Origin of the sequence: Micromonospora salmantinae, assembly GCF_022230905.1 — a bacterium.
Classification (GTDB): domain Bacteria; phylum Actinomycetota; class Actinomycetes; order Mycobacteriales; family Micromonosporaceae; genus Micromonospora; species Micromonospora salmantinae.
The window spans coordinates 19,917-35,866 of sequence record NZ_JAKKFG010000021.1 but is presented as its reverse complement, the minus strand read 5'-3'; the positions used below and the strand labels follow the sequence as shown (position 1 = coordinate 35,866).

Sequence of the window (15,950 nt, the reverse complement as noted above, 5' to 3'; positions counted from 1 at the left end):
CCCCGGCGCGGTGGACCGGGGCACCGGACGGTAGCCCACTGCTCGACCTGTCCGCGTCCGTAACGCCCGACAAACCGCCTGGCAAGTGCCGGCTGAGGCCGTTTGCGACCCCAACCGACGGGAAGGCGATGGTCACCCTTCCGAGGAGGCCGCCTGTTCCGCGTGACGTGCTGTCTGTCGAACCTGCCGGTTCGCCTCGTCCGCCGAGCAGCCGGTTGCCCTGAGCAGGTCGCTGGCGGTCACCCGGATCTGCGTGGCGGTGGTGACACCGAAGTTCTGCAAACCGGTGGCCATGGCCCGGCCGGCTTCGTCCGCGGCCCGCAGGGCATGGCGTCGAGTCCGGTCGTGGGGTTTGTCGGCCCGCGTCTCCCGGTCCAACTGGCGAATGGCCTCGGCCAGGGCAGCGACAGCGTCGGGAAGGTGCCCGGCAGCTTTTCCTGATACTGGATCATCGTGGCTGACCGTCGGGCCAGGGCTCTGCTGTCGTCGATGACCCGAACCAGGTAGTTGACACCTCGGTCGTAGTGTTCGACGTGGCGCCGCCAGTGCCAGCGGGCCGGTGCGACAGTCACCACCTCGTCGGCGCCGCTGAGGGCTTCGCGGAGTCGTTCCACGTCCGGTCCCATGGCGCGGAGTCCGTTCAGTGCGTGTCTCGCCCGGTTCCGGTCGTTGGTCCGCATCGCCGTCTCGATGTCGCGCAGGTACGCGGCGAGCGCGTCGAAGACCGGCGCGGCTGCGCGGTGCAGGACGCGCATGGGGTTCAGGGGCAGCAGCAACGCCACCACGACCAGGCCCACCACGCTGCCGGTGACCGCGTCGACGACCCGGGGTAGTTCCAGATTCCGTTGGCTGGAGGAGAGCGTGGCGATCAGCACCGCCGTACCACCCACCTGACTGACCACGGTGCCGCCTCGGCCCACGAGGCCGAGGGCGATGGCGATGGCGAGGGTGACGATGATGCCCGTCTGCCATGCCCCGGTGCCGATGAGCAGGACCAGTCCGTCGCCGATGGCGATGCCGAGCCCCACTCCGACCAGCAGTTCGACGGTGCGCCTTGTCCGCTGGCCGATCGCCGCCGCGATGGTGCCCACCGCCGCTGTCGGTGCGAAGACGGGGTTCGGGTTTCCCAACAGGTCGTGCGCCAGCCACCAGGCGAGCGCCGCCGCGAGCCCGGCCTGCACCGCGATCAGCCCGATGATCTCCATTTGACGCCGCCGCAGCCGGCCCGCTCGACTTCCCCGACGTCGGGTGCCGGCGGCCAGGCTCCGGATGCGGCTACCCACCGCGACGAGCGGTGCCTGATCACCGGGTTCGGATCGGGAAGCGGCCACGTGGCGGACTACCCGTCACGTCGTCTCCCGAACCAGGCCAGAGGCCGTCGGCAGAACCGTCGGCGATCAGGGGGTGGGCATCCCACCGGTGGCGCCGAGCGTCTCCCCGATGACGTAAATGGCCCTCTGGCTGTCGGCTCACGGCCGCACAGTCCCTCCGAGTCGCTGCAGTCTGTCTACGGTCGGCGACAATACGGTCGGTATTCTGCACCCGTCATCCGACAATCGTCCCCTGCGTGTTCGTTCTCGGTGACCGGAGCGCCCAGGGATGCGGCCATTGAGAGGACCCGGCGATGAGCCTGTCGTTCCCGTTGCACCAGAATCCGAGCCCGGCGAGCGCGCAGCGGCGAGCCGAGATCATGGCGAATCCGGGGTTCGGCACGTACTTCACCGACCACATGGCACGGGCGGTGTGGAGGCCGGACGGCGGCTGGCAGGACTCCGAGATCATCCCCTTCGGTCCGATCCTCATGCACCCGGCGGCAGCCGTACTGCACTACGCCCAAGAGATCTTTGAGGGGATGAAGGCGTACCGGCACCGTGACGGCTCGATCTGGTCGTTCCGGCCGCAGGCAAACGGCGAGCGCTTCGCCCGATCAGCCCGGCGGCTGGCACTGCCCGAACTGCCGGTGCCGGATTTCATGGCCTCGGTCGAGGGACTGGTCCGCGCCGATCAGGTGTGGGTGCCGGACGAGGACGAATACAGCGTCTATCTGCGGCCGTTCATGTTCGCCTCCGAGCCGTTCCTGGGGGTTCGCCCGGCGAAGGAGATCACCTACATGGTGATCGCCTGCCCAGTCGGCGCGTACTTCTCCGGCGGCGTCAAGCCGGTCTCCATCTGGCTCTCCACCGAATACACCCGGGCGGCGCGCGGCGGCACGGGCGAGGCGAAGTGCGGCGGCAACTACGCCTCCAGCCTGGCGCCGATGGTCGAGGCCGCTGAGCACGGCTGTGAGCAGGTCTGTTTCCTGGACGCCGCCGAGGGCCGCTACGTGGAGGAGCTCGGCGGCATGAACCTCTACTTCATCACGGCCGACGGCCGGATCATCACCCCGGAACTCGGCACGATCCTCGAGGGCGTCACCCGGGGGTCGATCCTCATCCTTGCCAAGGATCTGGGCCTGGAGGTCGAGGAGCGCCCGGTGGAGATCCGGGAATGGCAGGAGGGCGTGGCCTCCGGCGCGATCACCGAGGTCTTCGCGTGTGGCACCGGCGCGGTGGTCACGCCCGTCGGACGCCTGGTCTGGGAAGGCGGCGAGGTGACGGCCCCGAAGGCTGGCGCCGAGGACTCGGTGACCATGCGGCTGCGCCGCCACCTGCTCGACATCCAGTACGGCCGGGCCGCCGACCCGTACGGCTGGATGGCCCGCCTCGTCTGACGAGGAACACCCGGGACCGTCCCCACTGCCCGCTCAGGCCAGCCGCTGCCGTCCGCGGTGGCACCACTGGCGGGCGGCAGCGTCACGGTGTGCGGTAATGGCCGGTGAGCCGACCGAGCTTCATGGCCAGGTGCAGGCACAACCGTTCGTTGCCGTCCTTGAGGTCGGTCCCGGCGAGCTGTTCCACCCGTTGCAGCCGGTAGTAGAGCGTCGTCCGGTGCAGGCGGAGCTTCTCGGCGGTGGCGTGCGCGTTGCCCGCCAGGTCAAGGTAGGCCTCCAGGGTCTCCAGCAGCACCTGGTGGGCATCGTCGCGGAGCAGCCGCTCCAGCCCGGGATGGACACCCGCGACGTCGAGCTGCTGGCTGTCCAGTTGAGACAGCACCCGGTAGATGCCCAGGCCGGCCCACGAGACCACCCCGCCGAGCGCGGGCAGTTGCATGCCGACCCGGGCTGCCTGCGCGGCCTCCTGGTAGGACTCCACAGCGCTGGACAGCCCGCCGCGAGGCTGGCCGATCCCGGTCACCGTCCGGCCCACCGAGGCCAGGCCCCGGGTCGCGGTGCCCAGCGCCTCGTTGAGGTGCCCGGCGGAGGCTTCCGGCGAGGGGCGGCCGGCGACCCGGTCGCCGCAGACCAGCAGCACGCCGTGGTCGTGCCAGACCAGGTGCAGCGTCTCCCGCACCCCGATCCACCGGCGGGTGGTGACCAGGGCCTGTTCCAGAGCGATCCGGGCCACCTCGTCGGGCTGTCGCCCGGCGGCCGGCACGAGTTGGGCGACGAGCGCGATCGTCGACCCGTCGGCGACCACCACGCCCTCCTCCAGCAGCGCCCGCGCCGCGTGCTCGCGCGCCTGTCGGCCCTCCACCAGCAGGGTGCGGGTGGCCTCTGTCTCCCGCTGTGAGGCGAGCTCACCGAGCAGGTTCGCCCGGTAGAGGGCCAGTGACAGGTCGGTGAAGGGGCCGGTCGCGGTGGCGATGTCGGCGTCGGTCATCGAACCGTCCGCGTCGATGAACCAGACGAACCCGAGCAGCAGGTCGTCGTGCCGGATCGGCACGCAGACCCTGGCCAGCAGGTCCAGCTCGGCGCACGCTGGGGTGCGGACCGGCGCGTGCGCCGTGAGCACGCCCTTGTCCCGGAACCAGGCGATCACCTCCGGCGTCGTCTGCCGGCGCAGGATCGACGTCCGGCGGACGTCGTCCATCGGGCCGTCGTGCTCGCTGTAGGCGACCACCCGCTGTCGGCGGTCCTCGATGAGGGCGGGTCGCCCCACCCGGGCGGCGACGGCGTCGACGATTCGCTGGAGCTCACCGTGCATATGACTCCCATGGTTGCGCTGCGTGACAGGGATCGCGCGACCGCCAGTCTTTACCCTCCGGTGCCGGTGGGTCATCGCGCAAGGTCCACTGTCGAAGTCACGACAAAAAGACGGGCGGCGTCGCGACGGTTCCGGCATCTGTCCGAAGACCGGGGGCGACAGGCGTTCCTAGGGTTCCGGTACGGACCGCACCAGCACCGGCGTGCACGGTGCGGGTGGGATGACGAGCGGGGGATTGCCGAGTGGGAGCTGGTAGGCCCTGGCGGGGCGTGCTGGTCGCCATCACCACGCCGTTTCGCGCCGACCTGTCGGTCGACTTCGACAAACTCCAGGACCATGTCCGTTGGCTCGCCGCCGAGGGGTGCGACGGGGTCGTGCCGTGCGTGTCGATGGGGGAGAACCGAGCCCTCTCCGACGACGAGCGGGCCGCCGTGGTGAGGGCGACGGTGCAGGCCGCGCCGTCCGGCTGCGCGGTGGTGCCGGGCGTCGGTGGCTACGGCAGCAGGCAGGCCCGCCGTTGGGCCGAGCAGGCCGCCGGGGCCGGCGCCCACGGCGTGCTCGCGCTGCCACCCGACGGACCCGCCGCCCGCACCGCCGACGTGGTCGCCCACTACCGGGAGGTGGCGGCGGTCGGCCTGCCGGTGGTCGCCCACAACGACCCGTACGACACCCGGCTGGACCTCACCCCGGACCTGTTGGCGACCGTCGCCGAGATCGACGGGATCGTCGCGGTCAAGGAGGTCACCGGCGACGTACGCAGATTGCACCGCCTGCGGGACCTCTGCCCGCACGTCGACGTGCTGGTCGGCGCCGACGACGTGGTGCTCGAACTGGTGCTGTGTGGCGCCACCGGATGGGTCGCCACCCTGCCCAACGCGCTGCCCCGCCAGGCCGTGCGCCTGTACGAGCTGTGCGTCGCCCGCGACCTGGGCCGGGCGCTGCCGCTCTACGCCGAGCTGCATCCGCTCCTCGGCTGGGCCTCCCGGCCGGAAGCCGTGCAGGCCGTCAAGCTCGCCATGGAGTGCGCCGGACGGTTCGGGGGGCGGTGCCGTCCACCTCGCGGACCGCTGTCCGGGACTGCCGCCGACCGGGTGCGCCGCGACGTCCTGCGGGCCCTCGCGGCAACGGCCGATCCGGCTTCCGGGGTTGGTCCTGGCTGATCCGCGGGTGGGCCCCGGTCATTCAGGTGTCGGAAGTCGCCGGCCCACCTGCCGACATCTGCACAGTGACCGGCACCGGCCCGTACTCCTAGATTCGCTGCGCGGCCTGCTGACAGGTGTTCCGCCACACCCCCATTGGGACGCCGGCGCCGCGTTCCCTCCGACGAGAGGTGGTTCCGTGCACCGTGCTACCCCCCATCGCACCCGGCTGAGGCGGGCCGTGTTGGCCGCGGCCGTGGTGACCACGCTCGTGGCGACCGGCGCGGCGCAGGCCGCCGCGGCCCCGGCCAACCCGGCCGGCGGCACCGCGCCGTTCCAGGTCCTCGATCCGCAGGCCTGGCAGAACCCGGACACGATGACCTGGAACGACTACAAGGCCGTGCCCGGCAAGAACTGGGCCGACCCGAGCGTGTCCGGCTCGGTCCGCAACTTCAAGATCGCCCTGGTGGCGCTCGACTATCCCGACGAGACGTTCGCGGTCTCCCAGCGGGCCCGCTCGACGGTCTTCGGCAACCCCCAGTCCGTCGCGACAAACATTCCCCGGGCGGACGTGCCGAAGTTCTACCAGGACTTCCTGAACACCCCGAACACGCTCAACAAGGGCCACACCCTGCACGAGTACTGGATGCAGGACTCCAACGGCCGCTACGGCGTCGACCTCACCGGGTTCGGGCCGTACCAGATGCCAGCCAAGTCCTACCAGTACGGGCTGGACAACGGCTTCAACCCGGGCGCCTGCCCGAGCGGGGACGTGTGCGGCAAGAACATCCGTACCGACGGCCTGGGTGCCTGGCGGGCGGCCGTCGGCGAGGAGGTCGCCAACCAGTACGAGTTGGTGTTCATCCTCAGCGCCGGTCAGGACGAGTCGTCGACCTGGCAGGAGTTCGGGCAGATGATCTTCCAGAACAAGGAGGACGTGCCGGACGCCTGGGGCCCGCCGGACCCCAACCTGCCGAACTGGGCGAAGACCCGCTACGTGGACTGGACCTCGTGGAAGGCGGCGGCGACACTGTGGCCGAACGCCGGCGGCGGTTCCTCGACGCAGGGTGAGAGTTCCGGCATGGGCGTCTACGCCCACGAGCTGACCCATCTGCTGGGCATCGGCGACAACTACAACAACCCGTACGGCGAGCCGCTGCGCAGGGCGTACACCGGGATCTGGAGCATGATGTCGCGCGGGTCGTTCAACGGCCCGGGCGGTCCGCACACCCGCTGGCAGATCCCGCCGACCAACGGCGGCTCGATGGGCTCGCTGCACACGGTGCGGGACAAGCTCAAGATCGGCCTGCTCGGTGAGGAGCACGTGCTGCGGCTGTCGCGGGAGTCGCTGGCCTCCTCGGGCCTGGTGGTCGCGCAGGTCACGGCCCGGGCGGTCGACGCCGGCCCGAAGGGTCTGAGCGGCGTGAACATCGCGCTGAACAAGGACCTGTCGCCGGCGTGCGGCGTCACCACCGACCCGTTGTGCGACGGTGGCAACTTCAACAACTACACAGTCGAGGTCGTCGACCGGATGGGCGCGGACTCCTTCACGCCGGACAGTGGCGTGCTGGTCAGCAAGACGAAGAACGCCGACAGCGCGCCGTTTCAGTGGGTGGTGGACGCCAACCCGCAGGACATCGACATGATCGACTTCTACCGGCCCGACGGCACCCCGCAGAAGATCACCATGGGTGACTACCGGCAGCTCTCCGACGCGCTGTTCCACGCCGGCGCGGACACCGGCAGCCAGTACGAGTACGTCGACGAGGCCAACCGGCTGCACTTCTACATCATCGACCTCAAGCGGGACTCGGCCGGCTCGCTCTCCTACACGGTGGCGGTGCGTTCGCTCGACGGCACCGGCGGGCCGAGCAGCCACGACGTGCTGCTGGGCAAGGGCGAGGTGAGCGGCGGCGGCAAGCCGACCAACCGCGGGGTGACCTGCTCGTTCGAGCTGACCAACACCGGTTCCTACTCGGCCGGCGGGCAGCAGCACCCGGAGGACGTCAGCGCGTACCTGAAGTCGGACGTCTACCGCCTGTCGGCGGAGGTGGCCGGCAAGGGCTGGCGGACCTGGCTGCCCAACCAGCTCGCCACCGCGCAGTTCGGCAAGGCCACCACGGTCAAGGTGTCGGTGGGTGCCACCGCCGCCGCAGCGAACACCGGTTTCGTGAAGCTCACCGCGACCTCGGAGAGCGACCCGACGAAGACGGTGACCAAGCAGTGCCGGGTCGAGAAGTCCTGACCGGCGTCCGAGGTTGACCTCGTTCCTGCCGGGTCCGCGGCGGTAGGCCGCCACGGACCCGGCAGGCGGACGGAAGGAGGATGACGTGCGGCGAAGCATCGTGCCCCTGCTGCCCCTGCTGCTGGCCGGCGCCACCGGCTGCGGCACCGTCGGCGCCGCCCAGGAGGCGGTCGATCCGACGACCGTCCGGGTCCTGGTTCGCGACATCAACATCCGGGCCGCGGGAGTGGACTGCGCCGGCACCGGTCCGTACCAGCACTTCCACAACCGGGCGCCGTTCCGCGTGCTCGACCCGGACGGAGCGGCGCTGGCCAGCGGGCAGCTGCCGGCGGGAACCGCGGTGGCCGCCTTCGCCGAGGATCTGGGGGTCGAGCGCCTGCCCACCTACTGCGAGTTCGCCGTTGGAGTGCGCGTGCCGCAGCGGACCTCCTATCGGCTGGAGGTGGACGGCCGCCCTGCCCTCGACCTGACGCCGGACAGCAGCGAGGGCCCGGCGCTGGTGGCGGTGGTCCCGTCATGAGGCGGGCACTCCTGCCGCTGGTGCTGGCGGCGGCGCTGCTGGGCGGATGCAGCACGCCCGAGCCCGCGCCCGCGCCGGCGCCCGCCGGAGGGGCGGCGGCGCTGCCCGGGCCGGTCCCCGCCGACCTGGCGTTGCGCCCGGCGCCCGGCACCGCGCCGGCCGCCCCGGCGTTCACCGGCACGCTGACCGACGGCACACCGTTCGTCGCCGCCGAACTGTGGGCGCAGCGTCCCGTGGTGCTCACCTTCTTCAGCTCCTGGTGCACCACCTGCGCCAGCAGCCAGGCCGCCCTCAGCGAGCTGGCCCGCAGCTATCGGGACCGGGTGGTCTTCGTCGGCGTGGCCGGCGCGGACCAGGCCGACGAGGTCCAGGACTACCTCCGCGCCCACCGGGTGGAGTACCCGGTCGTCCTGGACGACCAGCAGACGACCTGGCGTTCGTACGCGGTGCGGGAGCCGCCGACCGTCGTGCTGGTGGCCAAGGGTGGCGCCCTGCTCCGCGGCTGGCCGGGTGGGCTGGACGCCCCGACACTCGACCGGCGGCTGCGGGAGCTGGTGCTGGCCGACCAGCCGTAGTCCCGTCGCGCGGGCACCTCGGGTGCGGCCCACGTCGAAGCACACCCGGCGAAGTTCCTACACGTGCAGGTGGTGGCACCGGCCACCGGCTCGTAGCGTACGCAGCCTCGGACACATCAAGGAGACTGCATGCCTACAGTGGGAACGCGCTGGCGCACAGGAGTGGCCGTACTGTCCGCGACTGTGCTCGCCGCCCTCGGCGCGGCGCCGCAGGCGCAGGCGGCGGACGGCCCGCCGTCGATCGTCGTCCAGGACGGCGTCACCCAGCCGGTGTTCGGCTACGCCGACGCCATCCGGGAACGCCTGTTCATCGACTCCACCTTCGACAGCGACAACGACGGTCTGCGCGACATCATCGCGTTCGACCTGATGCGGCCGGCGGCCACCGCGCAGGGGCTCAAGGCCCCCGTGGTGATGGACGCCAGCCCCTACTACTCGACGGTCTGCCGGGGCAACGAGTCCGAGTGCAAGGCGGACCTCGACGGCGACGGGCTGCTCGACAAGTGGCCGCTGTTCTACGACAACTACTTCGTGCCGCGAGGCTACGCGGTCATCCTGCTGGACATGGTCGGCACCAACAACTCCACCGGCTGCCCGACCACAAACGCCAACCAGGACAACCTGAGCGCCAAGCAGGCCATCAACTGGCTCAACGGCCGGGCCACCGCCCGCAACGCCGCCGGTGAGGTCGTCAAGGCGGACTGGCACAACGGCAGGACGGGGATGATCGGCAAGTCGTACGACGGCTCGCTGGCCATGGCCACGGCGGTGACCGGCGTGAAGGGCCTGACCACTGTCGTGCCCATCAGCGGACCGACCGAGTACTACGACTACGTGCGGAGCAACGGCGTGGTCACCCGGGGCAACAGCTACGTGTCCTCGCTGGCCAACACCGTCACCAACCCGGAGCGCCGGGAGTACTGCAAGCCGGTGCGCGACGCGATAGGCGCCGCCGACGGCGACGAGCACGGCGACTACACGTCCTTCTGGAACGAGCGCAGCTACGTCAAGAAGGTCCCCAACGTCACCGCCAGCGTCCTGCTCTACCACGGGCTCAACGACGACAACGTGCGACCGGACCACTTCAGCAAGTTCTGGTACGCCCTGGCGGAGAACAACGTGCCGCGCAAGCTGTGGCTGTCGCAGGAGGGCCACGTCGACCCGTTCGACTCGCGCCGCGCGGTGTGGGTGTCGACGCTGCACCGGTGGTTCGACTTCTGGCTGCAGAACGTCGCCAACGGCATCATGGACGAGCCGCGGGTGGACCTGGAGCGTTCTGCCGACGCGTGGGAGACCCACGCCGACTGGCCGATTCCCGGCAAGGCAGACACGGAGGTGTTCCTGCAGCCCGGCACCACGGGCGCGGGCGGTCTCGGGCTGGTGCCCACCGCGAAACCGGTGACCGGGGCGTTCCAGGACAGCCGCACGCAGAGCCAGAACACGATGATCCTCAACCCGGACGCGGTGCAGCCCAACCGGCTGGCCTTCCTCTCCGCGCCACTGTCCGCGCCGCTGCACATCTCCGGCACACCCACAGTGCAACTGCGGGCCTCCGCCGACCAGCCCGACACCAACCTCGGGGCGATCCTGGTCGACTACGGCACCGACGAGCGGGTCGCGCACCGGGCCTCCGGCGAGGGAATCATCACCCTGACCACCGAGGACTGCTGGGGCCAGAGCAGCCCCACCGACGACGGCTGCTACAAGCAGACCACGAAGCGGGTGGCCACCGCCGACTACGAGCTGGTCACCAAGGGCATCATGGACGCTCAGAACCGGCAGTCGATCCGCGTCGCCGTGCCGCTCGTGCAGGGGGAGTCGTACAACTTCAGCTTCCCGCTGCTGCCGGAGGACTACGTCTTCAAGCCCGGCCACCGGATCGGCGTCATCATCGTGGCCAGCTACCCGCAGTACTCCAGCCAGGCCGACACCACCGCCGCGAACCTGCAGGTCGCGCTGAAGAGCAGCAACATCGTCCTACCTGTGGTCGGCGGCACCGCCGCCGCGCACGCCGCCGGCCTCTGACCGGCTGACCGGCGGGCCGCCGCGCACGGCTCGCCACCGGGACGGCCCGGCGATCAACCCTCCGCGGAGGGCCGACGATCGCCGGGCCGTCTCGCTGTCGACACCCGACGAACTTCGCCGGGATGCTGCTCGGGTCTGGCGGCGCTGGTCAGGGGCTCGGCGTGTGGGTCATGGGACACCTGGTGGTCGGACGCCGGGTCGCTCTGGCGTGTCTCACCTGCTCCGGCCGTGGCGCAGCGGCCGATCCAAGGCGTTTGCCAGCGCGTTGTCAAGGCGGTGTGCCTCGCGCAACGTGGCGGCGGCGCGGGGGTCGCCCAGATCGCTGTAGATTTCGGCCAGGTCCACCACTGTGCACACGTGGGTGGTCGACCCACTGAGTCTGGTCTTGACGCAGTATTCCCGCAGAGATTCGAGGTAGTCGCGTGCCTCACGCAGATCACCGGCCGCGCGGCATGCCCGGGCGAGGTTCAACGTGATCTGCGTCCAGCCGTAATCGCCGCGTCGCACCAGCTTGTTCGCCTCATCTAGCAGCTCCCGAGCGGCAGCGGTAGGCGCACCGCTGGTAAACAGGTGTCCCGCGTGGTCGTTGAGAGCCTCGACCAGCAGCCCACGAATGTGGTCCGTCGAACATGTCCCGTACAACGTCCGTAGGATTCCGACCGCCTGCTCGTGAGCCCGGCCGGCGTCCGCAGCGCGTCCTGCCACGGCAAGGATGTTGGCATGCACTGTAAGGCTCTCGGCGTACGTCTCGCAGCCGGTGCCGTACGTCGCGGCGACGTGGTCCAGCGACTCCGTCGAGGTACGGACGGCATCTGCTATCCGGTTGGCGGCCCGGTGTGCCAGTGCCAGATTTCCCAAGCTGTCGCCAGTCAACTCGCGATCCTGCACGGCCAGGGCGATCGCGACGGCGCGCTCCGCGAGCACGGTCGCCGCGTCCGGGTCCTCGACACCCTCGCGCACATACACCGATGCACGGTCGAGTAGGTAGGCAACGTCACTCAACTGCACCTGGTGCCGCTCCGCCTCCCGGCATACGGCCAGCACATGGGGGTACCCGAACTCCCACTCCGTCCATGAGTCGCTGTGGTGGGTGTCGGGCCGCAGCGCATGGGTGAGGAAACGCAGCACGGCAGCGGTCCAGTGGGCATCCTGCTGAGGCGTCACCTGTTCTCTCACGTGGACGGCGATATTCGCCGGCACTGATACGCGATCGCCATCTGTGTCCAGCAGGCCCCGGGTCCGCAGCGCTGTGTACGCCTCTCGTAGCGCGGCTGGGGAAGCGCATGCGACCTCGGCGCGGCCGGGTAAACAGTCACCCGCCTCGCGCAGCAGCGAGTTCGGGAACGGGTTGCCCGGAGCCAGCCGGGCCAGCACCTGGAGTAGGTCACGGCCATCCGGTGCCGCGGTAGCGAGGCGCTTCCACTCGTATCCGAAGGTCGTGGCGTCCATTCGGGGTCCGTCGGGTAGATCCGTAGAGAGCGCGGTGCGTAGTTCGGCGGCGAGTTTCAGGACGCCCGGGAGGGAATCCTTGTCCCCCCGTGCGCCGCCAGCCCACATGAGGCTCTGCACGCGTTGACGTTGGGCAGTAGCCCTCTCTGTGGGTACGTCGTTCAGGATGAGGTGGGGATACGCGCCGTACAGCTCAACAGGGGTCAGGCCCTCGTCGATGTATCGGGCCCAACAGCGGATCGCCCGGTCCGCGGCTGCCTCGGCGACGGCGCGTTCGAGGTCGAGGAGGCAACCTCGGATGCGTCCGACGATCCAACTCGCGCGGTTCGGTGAGGACGGGCCGAGCCCCACGAACGCGGCGCTGTCGGCGACCTTGGCCAGCGCCGCGCGCTCGACCGATCGGGTGCAACCGCGGTTGACCTTGCGAATGACGTCTCGGACGGTCACCAGCCCGGTGGCCATGGTCCGCCACGCCGCCTCATCCGGCATCAGTGACTCCAAACGATCTTCATTCGATCGGTGTTGAATTCATTCTTCTGTGCTGGTCGGCTGCCGCCATGACCGAGACACCGCTGACCATCTTGTTCGTTTGCGACGAGTGGTCGCCTGCAAAAGGTGGCATCTCCGTGCTCAACCGAGCCCTGGCCGTCGCGTTCGCCGGGTGCGGCGACGCTGTGCTGTGCCTTGTCGCGCAGGCCACGGATGCCGAGCGCGCGGACGCCGCCCGACATGGCGTTCGGCTGTTCGTCGCCGACCGCACGCCTGCGGGTCCGGATCTCCACCTGCCAGTTGCTGAGGTCGTCGCACGGCAACCCGACGTCGTTGTAGGGCATGACCGCGTGACCGGGCATATCGGCTGGCTCTATGCCCGTAAGTTCGGTGCCGCCGCGATGGTCCACATAGTGCACACCGCCCCTGCTGAGATCGAACCGTACAAGGGTAGCGGTGAGGCGTCTGCCCGGGTGGAGGCGCGCGAGGCATACACCGTTGATCTTGCGGGACAGTCTGACGTCGTCGTCGGCGTGGGGCCCCGTCTGGCCCGGTACGCCACACACCTCCTCGACGACGGCTACGGGGGTCGCCCTGTGCACCGCCTCGACCCAGGTCTCGACTCGGACCCCTTCGACCGGGCACGCCGGATTCCGGTACGCGCGAATGTGATGGTCCTCGGTCGTACCGGAGACATAGAACTCAAGGGCCTCGACATCGCGGCTGGCGCTGTCGCCAGCCTGCCGCACAGGCCCGACCGCCTGGCTCCGCTGCTGTACGTTCGCGGCGCCCCAGCCGAGCAGTGCGAGCAGGTGCGCGCCACGCTCGTCGGCCTTACCAACCTGGCCCGAGGCCGAGTCGACGTACGCCCGTTTTCGGAGGACGGTGTGGCGGTGCGCCGGGACCTTCGGCGTGCAGCGCTGTGCCTGATGCCTTCCCGGGCTGAAGGCTTCGGTTTGGCGGCGTGGGAGGCGCTCGCGGTGGGCACCCCGATCCTCGTCAGCGCGCAGAGCGGGCTGGCGGAGTTGCTGCGGGAACAACTGGGCGCCTCCGCTGACAGTTTGATCGTTGACATCACCGACGACCGTGACCGCGATATTCGGACGTGGTCAAAGGCGGTGCAGCGAGTATTGGACGACCTGCCCACCGCCTTCGCCGAGATCCACCGCCTGCGCGAGCGGCTGCTCCACCGCTTCTCCTGGTCAGCGACGGTCGCGACGCTCGGATCCGCGATCCGGGCGGCCAGGCTTCAGCGGAGATGAACGTGCGCTGTCTCCTCCTGTCGGATGCAACAGGAAACACGTTCCGGAAAGAGGTTCGGACGGTTGACGCTCATGGCAGTCGGCTGGTCCTCCTACCAGCCCAGAGTGCAGAGGAGAGTGCGCGATGTCAGAAACCAGGGTTGCCTTCCGCCGCCGTCTCGGGCGGATGACCGCGATCGTCGGTGCGGCCGGGGCACTCGTGGCGGCGACGAGTGTGCCGGCATCCGCCGCCGGTCCATACATCAGTTCGAACTCCGGAGGTGCCAACATCCGAAGCTGCGCCAACACCGGGTGCTCGTCCAACGGGTACTACGGCAACGGCACGTCCGTCACGATGGTCTGCTGGACCGATACCCAGTGGGTCTACCCGCCGAGTTCCAACTACGCGTCCAACCGCTGGTTCAGGGTGAGTGCCCCGACGGGCGGCTTCATCCACTCCTCGCTGGTCGCGGCCCAGGTGTCGACGCCCGTGTGCTGATCGTGGCGGTGGTCCGGCGGTCACCTCCGGCCGCCGGACCACCGCCGTACGAAGGTTGACCTTGATACAGTTACGATGTGTCCTGCCAAGGCGACGCTGCGCCATGATGGCCGCGCGCGACGAGGAATTCGAACCGCCTAACGACACCGTAGAACGGTTGGGAGAGTGCCTCCGCCGACGCCGTAAGGCCGCCGGGCTGTCTCTTTCCGGGCTCGCTCGAAAAGTCAACTACAGCCGCGGCTATCTCAGCAAGGTGGAGACAGGCCGCGCACCGGGCAACATCCAGTTGGCGGAGCGTTGCGACGAGGCGCTTGGGACCGGCGGCGCGTTGGCCAAGCTTGCGCGGACGCAGCCGCGTGACCCGCACCCGCCCGAACGGACGGAGCCACGCGATCCCGCGCGGGAGGCGCCGCTCGGGTTGCCTCGCCAGCGTCGCCGCGACGTCGCGACATCTCAGTACCGCACCGACGAGCCATTCGCCGAGGCTGAGCTGCCGGTTTCGTCGGGCACTGCCGTCGCGTTCATGCTCGCTCTCGACGAAGCGCACAATGCCCTGCGCGCCGTCGCCCGTGCCGACCTGCCGCCCTCGGCCCGACGTGACCCAGCCAATGACGTGCTCCATGACGCACGGGTGTACGCGCTCCGTGAGCGGCTCCTCGTGCTGGGCACCGTGCCGTTGGTGAGCGCGGCCGAAGCGGCGTTCCTGCGGCTCATCGCGGTTCGGGACGCGATCCGGACCGGGGCGCGTTTAGAGGAGGCGGCCTACCATCAGGTCTACCACCCGTTCGCCGAGGCGCTGTGGACCTTCCGGATGGCTTTGCGGGCCGACCTGGGGCAGTCGCCGTTGACCCCGGATGCGATCGGCCGGCGAGACTGGTCGGACCGTGAACGGTGCCGCGACTGTGAGCAGCAGGGATTTCCCTCCGCGTAAGACCCGGTGGTGACGGCATTGGGCGACGCGCAGAGAGGCCAGTAAGGCGGGTCTCTGTGTCGTCTGGATACACCGGTAATCCGGCCACGATTCCGGCAACACCCTCCGCCGGTGTTTCCTGACCCCAGTCATACCGGAGACAGGAACACATGGTGGGCCGGACATCGTCGGCGGAGACTGAAGACGTGGAATGGATACCATTCGTCGGTGCGATCTGCGGAGCCGCTATTGCCCTCGCCAGTGCGGTGAGCGTCGAGGTACAGCACAACCGTGCCGAACGTCGACGCGGCCGTGAGGGGGAGCGCATCGGCTATTACCTGGACTTTGCCGTGGCGCTCGACACAGCCCACAGCGCGCTCCGGGAGATCGCCCAAAGCGGCGAGGACCCGTCACACGGTCTCCGTTCCGCCAGCCGCGTTGTCCACGAGGCGAACGTGTTTACCGCGCGAGAACGTCTACTCGTCGCCGGTACCAAAGAGATCGTCAAAGCCGGGGAGATGGCCTACCAGGGGTTGATCGGGGTGCGGAACGCGATCCGATCCGGCGTGACGCTCTCGTCGGGGGAGTACCACCGCGCATACCACGAGTTCGCCGAGGCGATCTGGCAGTTCCGGATGGTGGTGCGCACAGAGTTCGACCAGGCCCGGTTGGAGCCGGCCGACCTGAAGCGACGAAGCTGGTCCGAACGGGAAGATTGTCGTGGGTGTCTTGAGTTGGCAGGACGATGATCTGGCGGCCACGAATTGACTGTGGCCTCGGCATCGCGACGCTTCGATGAACAAACCAGGCGGGCTGCGCAAGGCACCGGGTTCTAG

13 protein-coding genes are annotated in these 15,950 nt (G+C 69.6%); 10 read left to right on the top strand and 3 right to left on the bottom strand.

What is annotated here, in order from left to right:
• Positions 1 to 239: 239 nt before the first annotated feature.
• Complete coding sequence (locus PSH03_RS17635; protein ID WP_210780486.1) at positions 240 to 1,205, bottom strand: FUSC family protein; 966 nt, start codon at positions 1,203 to 1,205, stop codon at positions 240 to 242.
• 419 nt (positions 1,206 to 1,624) lie between these two features.
• On the opposite strand from PSH03_RS17635, the gene PSH03_RS17630 reads away from it, so the two are divergent.
• The gene (locus PSH03_RS17630) at positions 1,625 to 2,710 is read left to right on the top strand and encodes a branched-chain amino acid aminotransferase (protein WP_210780485.1); all 1,086 of its coding nucleotides are present in this window, start codon (positions 1,625 to 1,627) and stop codon (positions 2,708 to 2,710) included.
• An 82-nt stretch (positions 2,711 to 2,792) separates the two neighbouring features.
• Here PSH03_RS17630 and PSH03_RS17625 read toward each other — a convergent pair whose 3' ends face one another.
• Positions 2,793 to 4,022: a PucR family transcriptional regulator gene (locus PSH03_RS17625; protein ID WP_210780484.1), complete on the bottom strand. Its 1,230-nt coding sequence runs from the start codon at positions 4,020 to 4,022 to the stop codon at positions 2,793 to 2,795.
• A gap of 242 nt (positions 4,023 to 4,264) precedes the next feature.
• Here PSH03_RS17625 and PSH03_RS17620 point away from each other — a divergent pair, with 242 nt between their 5' ends.
• The 5 genes from PSH03_RS17620 (at position 4,265) to PSH03_RS17600 (ending at position 10,526) form a co-directional block, all read left to right on the top strand.
• A complete protein-coding gene (locus tag PSH03_RS17620) occupies positions 4,265 to 5,182 on the top strand; it encodes a dihydrodipicolinate synthase family protein (RefSeq protein WP_210780483.1) in 918 nt (305 codons plus the stop codon).
• Between the two features lie 178 nt (positions 5,183 to 5,360).
• Positions 5,361 to 7,406, top strand: coding sequence for a M6 family metalloprotease domain-containing protein (locus PSH03_RS17615; RefSeq protein WP_238689788.1), 2,046 nt, complete (start codon positions 5,361 to 5,363; stop codon positions 7,404 to 7,406).
• A gap of 85 nt (positions 7,407 to 7,491) precedes the next feature.
• A complete protein-coding gene (locus tag PSH03_RS17610) occupies positions 7,492 to 7,926 on the top strand; it encodes a hypothetical protein (protein WP_210780482.1) in 435 nt (144 codons plus the stop codon).
• A complete protein-coding gene (locus PSH03_RS17605; RefSeq protein WP_238689787.1) occupies positions 7,923 to 8,501 on the top strand; it encodes a TlpA family protein disulfide reductase in 579 nt (192 codons plus the stop codon). Before PSH03_RS17610 ends, PSH03_RS17605 begins: the two co-directional genes overlap by 4 nt.
• 129 nt (positions 8,502 to 8,630) lie before the next feature.
• Complete coding sequence (locus PSH03_RS17600) at positions 8,631 to 10,526, top strand: CocE/NonD family hydrolase (protein WP_210780480.1); 1,896 nt, start codon at positions 8,631 to 8,633, stop codon at positions 10,524 to 10,526.
• Positions 10,527 to 10,739: 213 nt separating this feature from the next.
• Here PSH03_RS17600 and PSH03_RS17595 read toward each other — a convergent pair whose 3' ends face one another.
• Positions 10,740 to 12,464, bottom strand: coding sequence for a tetratricopeptide repeat-containing protein (locus tag PSH03_RS17595; RefSeq protein WP_238689786.1), 1,725 nt, complete (start codon positions 12,462 to 12,464; stop codon positions 10,740 to 10,742).
• Between the two features lie 68 nt (positions 12,465 to 12,532).
• Here PSH03_RS17595 and PSH03_RS17590 point away from each other — a divergent pair, with 68 nt between their 5' ends.
• The 4 genes from PSH03_RS17590 (at position 12,533) to PSH03_RS17575 (ending at position 15,863) form a co-directional block, all read left to right on the top strand.
• The gene (locus PSH03_RS17590) at positions 12,533 to 13,726 is read left to right on the top strand and encodes a glycosyltransferase family 4 protein (RefSeq protein WP_238689785.1); all 1,194 of its coding nucleotides are present in this window, start codon (positions 12,533 to 12,535) and stop codon (positions 13,724 to 13,726) included.
• Between the two features lie 124 nt (positions 13,727 to 13,850).
• Positions 13,851 to 14,204 carry a hypothetical protein gene (locus PSH03_RS17585; protein WP_210780477.1) on the top strand — a complete coding sequence of 118 codons (354 nt, stop codon included), beginning with the start codon at positions 13,851 to 13,853 and terminating at the stop codon, positions 14,202 to 14,204.
• Between the two features lie 106 nt (positions 14,205 to 14,310).
• The gene (locus tag PSH03_RS17580) at positions 14,311 to 15,135 is read left to right on the top strand and encodes a helix-turn-helix domain-containing protein (RefSeq protein ID WP_238689784.1); all 825 of its coding nucleotides are present in this window, start codon (positions 14,311 to 14,313) and stop codon (positions 15,133 to 15,135) included.
• Between the two features lie 185 nt (positions 15,136 to 15,320).
• Complete coding sequence (locus PSH03_RS17575; RefSeq protein ID WP_238689783.1) at positions 15,321 to 15,863, top strand: hypothetical protein; 543 nt, start codon at positions 15,321 to 15,323, stop codon at positions 15,861 to 15,863.
• The last annotated feature ends 87 nt before the right edge of the window (positions 15,864 to 15,950 follow it).

Coding starts and splice junctions, on each gene's coding strand:
- PSH03_RS17585 (WP_210780477.1), top strand. CDS start 13,851: ATGTCAGAAACCAGGGTTGCCTTCCGCCGCCGTCTCGGGCGGATGACC.
- PSH03_RS17595 (WP_238689786.1), bottom strand. CDS start 12,464: ATGCCGGATGAGGCGGCGTGGCGGACCATGGCCACCGGGCTGGTGACC.
- PSH03_RS17580 (WP_238689784.1), top strand. CDS start 14,311: ATGGCCGCGCGCGACGAGGAATTCGAACCGCCTAACGACACCGTAGAA.
- PSH03_RS17625 (WP_210780484.1), bottom strand. CDS start 4,022: ATGCACGGTGAGCTCCAGCGAATCGTCGACGCCGTCGCCGCCCGGGTG.
- PSH03_RS17630 (WP_210780485.1), top strand. CDS start 1,625: ATGAGCCTGTCGTTCCCGTTGCACCAGAATCCGAGCCCGGCGAGCGCG.
- PSH03_RS17605 (WP_238689787.1), top strand. CDS start 7,923: ATGAGGCGGGCACTCCTGCCGCTGGTGCTGGCGGCGGCGCTGCTGGGC.
- PSH03_RS17600 (WP_210780480.1), top strand. CDS start 8,631: ATGCCTACAGTGGGAACGCGCTGGCGCACAGGAGTGGCCGTACTGTCC.
- PSH03_RS17590 (WP_238689785.1), top strand. CDS start 12,533: ATGACCGAGACACCGCTGACCATCTTGTTCGTTTGCGACGAGTGGTCG.
- PSH03_RS17635 (WP_210780486.1), bottom strand. CDS start 1,205: ATGGAGATCATCGGGCTGATCGCGGTGCAGGCCGGGCTCGCGGCGGCG.